The sequence below is a fragment of the Parasphingorhabdus sp. genome (assembly GCF_049667325.1).
Taxonomy (GTDB): Bacteria; Pseudomonadota; Alphaproteobacteria; order Sphingomonadales; family Sphingomonadaceae; genus Parasphingorhabdus.
Genome location: NZ_JBATHY010000346.1, coordinates 1 through 4,310, shown reverse-complemented (window position 1 = coordinate 4,310; position 4,310 = coordinate 1). Strand labels below are relative to the sequence as shown.

Here is a 4,310-nt window from a genome sequence, read left to right as displayed (position 1 = left end):
TATCGCCCGTGGTTCCGGTTTCCGTTTCTCGATGAAGGAGGGAGGAACATGGCCAAGCGCGACGCGGTCCGTGCGGGCCTAAAGCAACGCGGGTTGATGAACGGCTATGTGACGGTCGACGCGTCGGACTGGTATATGGAGGATATGGCGATTGCTGCGGCCAAGGCGGGGAAATTGATGGACTGGAACGCGCTGCGCGACCTGTTTGTCGAATCCTATGTGCAATCGGCCGAGTTTTCTGACGATCTGGCGCGGCGGACGCTAGGCAGAGCGCCGGTGCAGATGATCCTGCTCCACGAAACCGATCTCGCGGCCATGTTCGTCGATGATCTGGCGGCGGCGCTGAAACAGCGAGGCTGGACCATTGTTTCGGCCGACGAAGCCTATCGCGATCCGATCGCCCATATGGAGCCGGACGTCGATTTCGCCGATGGCACCCGGACACAGATGCTTGCCGCCGAGCGTAATATCGGCAATCGCTGGTACAAGCGCAATGACCAGAAAATAGCAAAAAAGCTATTTGCCGCGAGGGTCCTGCGCGACTAGACCCGATTGCATGAAAACAATCAAAACCATCCGCAGTCTTACCCTCGCTGTCGCCATGCTGGGTGCGTCGTCGCTACAGGCGCAAACGCCGGATCAGCTCGCACAACAGGTGCTCGCCAAAAACCCCGTAATTGACGGGCATAACGACGCGCCAGAGCAGATTGCCGAACGGTTTGACAGCGATCTCTCGCAATTCGACTTCCGCGACACTCAGTCAACCACCGGCCATGGAACGAGGCCGATGCACACCGATATTGCGAGACTCAGAGAAGGCAGAGTCGGCGGTCAATTCTGGTCGGTCTGGATCGATCCAGAACTGCCGGAATACGAAGCAGTCCAGCGGGTGATCGAGCAGATCGACATTGTCCACCGGCTGGTGGCACAATATCCGGGTGACCTGCAGCTCGCGCTGACCGCTGCCGATATCCACGCTGCTCAGAAAAAGGGCCGCGTCGCTTCGCTGATCGGTATGGAAGGCGGCCATTCGATCGGTAATTCGCTCGCTGTGCTCCGGCAAACCTATGCGCTCGGAGCGCGCTATATGACGCTGACCCACTGGAAGACGCTCGACTGGGCCGATAGCGCGACCGATGCGCCGAAAAGCGACGGCCTGTCCGAATTTGGTGTTTCGGTGGTTGAGGAAATGAACCGCCTCGGGATGATGGTCGATATCAGCCACGTGTCCGAAGCCGCTATGAACGACGCGCTGGATGTGACCAAAGCGCCGGTGATCTTCAGCCATAGCTCTGCTGATGGTGTCACCAAACACCCCCGCAACGTACCGGATGCGGTATTGAAGCGACTGCCGGCCAATGGCGGACTGGTGATGGTTACGTTCGTGCCATCTTACGTAAATGCCGAGAACCGGGATTGGGCGGCGGCGGAAAAGGCCGAAGAAGCACGTGCGGCTGCACTATATCCCGGACATGCTGCAGTGCGGACAGCCCATCTTGCAAATTGGAACGACGCAAATCCTATGCCGCCGGTAACCGCCAAGGATATCGCCGACCATATCGATCATATCCGCGATGTCGCTGGAATCGACCATATCGGTCTGGGCGGTGACTATGACGGGATCCCGTTCACTCCGGACGACCTGTCCGATGTGTCGACCTACCCCGTGCTGTTTGCCGAACTGGCAAGGCGAGGATATAGCGCCGCTGACCTTGCAAAAATCGCCCGCGGCAACATATTGCGGGTAATGCGAGAAACAGAATCAACCGCCGCTGCCATGGCAAAAAGCAAGAAATAGATATGACCCAGTTTTCCCTGACCGAAGACCAGCTTGCCATTCAGGAAATGGCGCAGAAATTCACCGCCGATGCAATTACACCGCATGCGGCCGAGTGGGATGAAAAGCATATATTCCCGCGCGAGGTTATCAAGCAAAGCGCTGATCTCGGTTTCGGTGGCATTTATATCAGCGAGGAATCGGGCGGAATCGGGCTCGGTCGGCTTGAGAGTGCGATTATCATGGAAGCCATGGCTTACGGTTGCCCGGCGACCAGCAGCTTTATCTCGATCCACAATATGGCAAGCTGGATGATCGACTGCTTCGGATCGCAGGTGATTAAAGATAAATTTCTACCCGATCTGATTCCGATGGAAAAGATTTCCAGCTATTGCCTCACCGAACCAGGTAGCGGTTCGGACGCAGCGGCGCTGAAGACCAGCGCCAGGCGGGACGGCGACGATTATATCGTCAATGGCGGCAAGCAGTTCATCTCAGGCGCTGGGGTCAATGATGTCTATGTCACGATGGTTCGGACTGGCGATGACGGCGCGAAAGGTGTTACCTGTCTGGTTATCGAAAAGGATATGGAAGGCGTGAGCTTTGGCGCCCCCGAACGCAAACTGGGCTGGAATGCCTCGCCCACTGCGCAGGTGCACTTCGACAATGTCCGCGTGCCCGCCGAAAACCGGGTCGGTGATGATGGTGAAGGCTTTCGCATTGCGATGGCAGGTCTTGATGGCGGACGTCTGAACATCGGCGCCTGTTCGCTCGGCGGCGCGCAGCGCTGCCTCGACGAAGCGGTAAATTATACCAAGGAACGCAAGCAATTTGGCAAGGCGATCAGCGATTTCCAGAACACCCAGTTCATGCTCGCCGATATGGCAACCGATCTCGAAGCTTCGCGGGCGTTGCTCTATCTTGCGGCCGCAAAGGTGACGGAAGGCGCGCCGGACAAAACCAAATTTGCCGCCATGGCCAAGCGGCTGGCGACCGACAATGGCAGCAAGATTGCCAATGACGCGCTGCAGCTCTTTGGCGGCTATGGCTATTTGCAGGACTATCCGATCGAGCGCTTCTGGCGCGATTTGCGGGTCCACAGCATTTTGGAGGGTACCAATCAGGTCATGCGAATGATCGTTTCGCGGGAACTGCTCCGGCAATAGGAAAATTATGACAGAAGATCTTATCATCAGAAAATCCGGACGGGTCGGGCATATCAGCCTGAACCGGCCCAAAGTTCTCCATTCGCTCAACCTCGACATGTGTCTCGGAATGATCGACGCGCTTCTGGAATGGCGTGACGACGACGAGGTCGAAGCGGTAATCATCGACCATAGCGAAGGCAGAGGCTTTTGTGCTGGCGGTGACATTTCGATGCTCCGCGAATCCGGCATGAGCGACGGAAAAAAGGGCCGCGAGTTTTTCTACAAGGAATATCAGCTCAACCATCTGCTGTTTGAATATCCCAAACCAGTGGTCGCCTTCATGGACGGCATTACCATGGGCGGCGGCGTCGGAATTTCGCAACCGGCCAAATATCGCGTGGCAACAGAACATACACGTTTCGCCATGCCGGAGACCGGAATCGGGCTATTTCCCGATGTTGGGGGGGGCTGGTATCTCTCGCGGCTCGAAGGCCGATTGGGCCAGTTTCTTGCGCTGACTGGTGCGCGTCTGGATGGTGCCGAGTGCAAGGAAGTGGGTATCGCTACCCATTATCTCCAATCGGAAGCATTGGAAGAAGCGAAACAGCGGATTTCCGATAAACCCGACCGTATCGAAGGTATATTGGGCCAGCTTTCGGCTAATATGCCCGAAGCGCGGATCACCAGCAATCTCGACAAGATCGACAAGCTGTTTGCTTCGGACCGGTTTGAAGACATTCTGGCAGCGCTGGAAGCGGATGATAGCGAATGGGCCGAGAAAGAGCGCGATACGCTTGGCACCAAAAGCCCGCAGACCTGCAAAGTCGCATTGCGCCAGCTCAAGGAAGGCGCGGTGATGGAGAGCTTTGCCGATGAAATGCGCAATGAATACCGGATCGGCTATCATGTTCTGGTGATGCACGATTTCCTCGAGGGCGTGCGGGCGTTGATAATCGACAAGGACAACGACCCGAAATGGAATCCGGCGACGCCGGACGAAGTCAGCGCTGAATGGATCGACAATATATTCGCGCCGCTGCCGGCAAAGGAAGAGTGGAAACCGCTATGACTTATGAAACCATCCTGACAGAAAAGCGCGGACCAGTCACGCTGATCACGCTCAACCGGCCGCAAGCGCTGAACGCGCTGAACAGCCAAGTGCTGGATGAATTGATCGACGCTTTTGCGGCTTTTCAGGCTGACGAGACACAAAATTGCGCGGTTTTAACCGGCTCTGGCGACAAGGCTTTTGCCGCCGGTGCGGACATCAAGGAAATGTACGACAAGTCCGCAGCCGATTTCTATCTCGAGGATTTCTTCGCCAAATGGACCAGCCATATCGTCAAGACCACCCGCAAGCCTTGGATTGCTGCGGTAAATGGGTT

At 56.5% G+C, this 4,310-nt stretch carries 4 protein-coding genes and 1 pseudogene; all 5 read left to right on the top strand.

What is annotated here, in order from left to right; translation table 11 throughout:
• Positions 1-546 (top strand): annotated as a pseudogene (locus WBM93_RS14670) (polysaccharide deacetylase); the annotation flags it as partial.
• Between the two features lie 10 nt (positions 547-556).
• A complete protein-coding gene (locus WBM93_RS14665) occupies positions 557-1,798 on the top strand; it encodes a dipeptidase (RefSeq protein ID WP_424432608.1) in 1,242 nt (413 codons plus the stop codon).
• 2 nt (positions 1,799-1,800) lie between these two features.
• Positions 1,801-2,943, top strand: coding sequence for an acyl-CoA dehydrogenase family protein (locus tag WBM93_RS14660; protein ID WP_424432607.1), 1,143 nt, complete (start codon positions 1,801-1,803; stop codon positions 2,941-2,943).
• Between the two features lie 7 nt (positions 2,944-2,950).
• Positions 2,951-3,994 (top strand): enoyl-CoA hydratase/isomerase family protein, encoded by a 1,044-nt coding sequence (locus WBM93_RS14655; protein WP_424432606.1) that lies wholly within the window; start codon positions 2,951-2,953, stop codon positions 3,992-3,994.
• Positions 3,991-4,310 (top strand): enoyl-CoA hydratase-related protein (locus tag WBM93_RS14650; protein WP_424432605.1); only part of this gene is annotated, 320 nt, incomplete at its 3' end. The genes WBM93_RS14655 and WBM93_RS14650, both read left to right, overlap by 4 nt.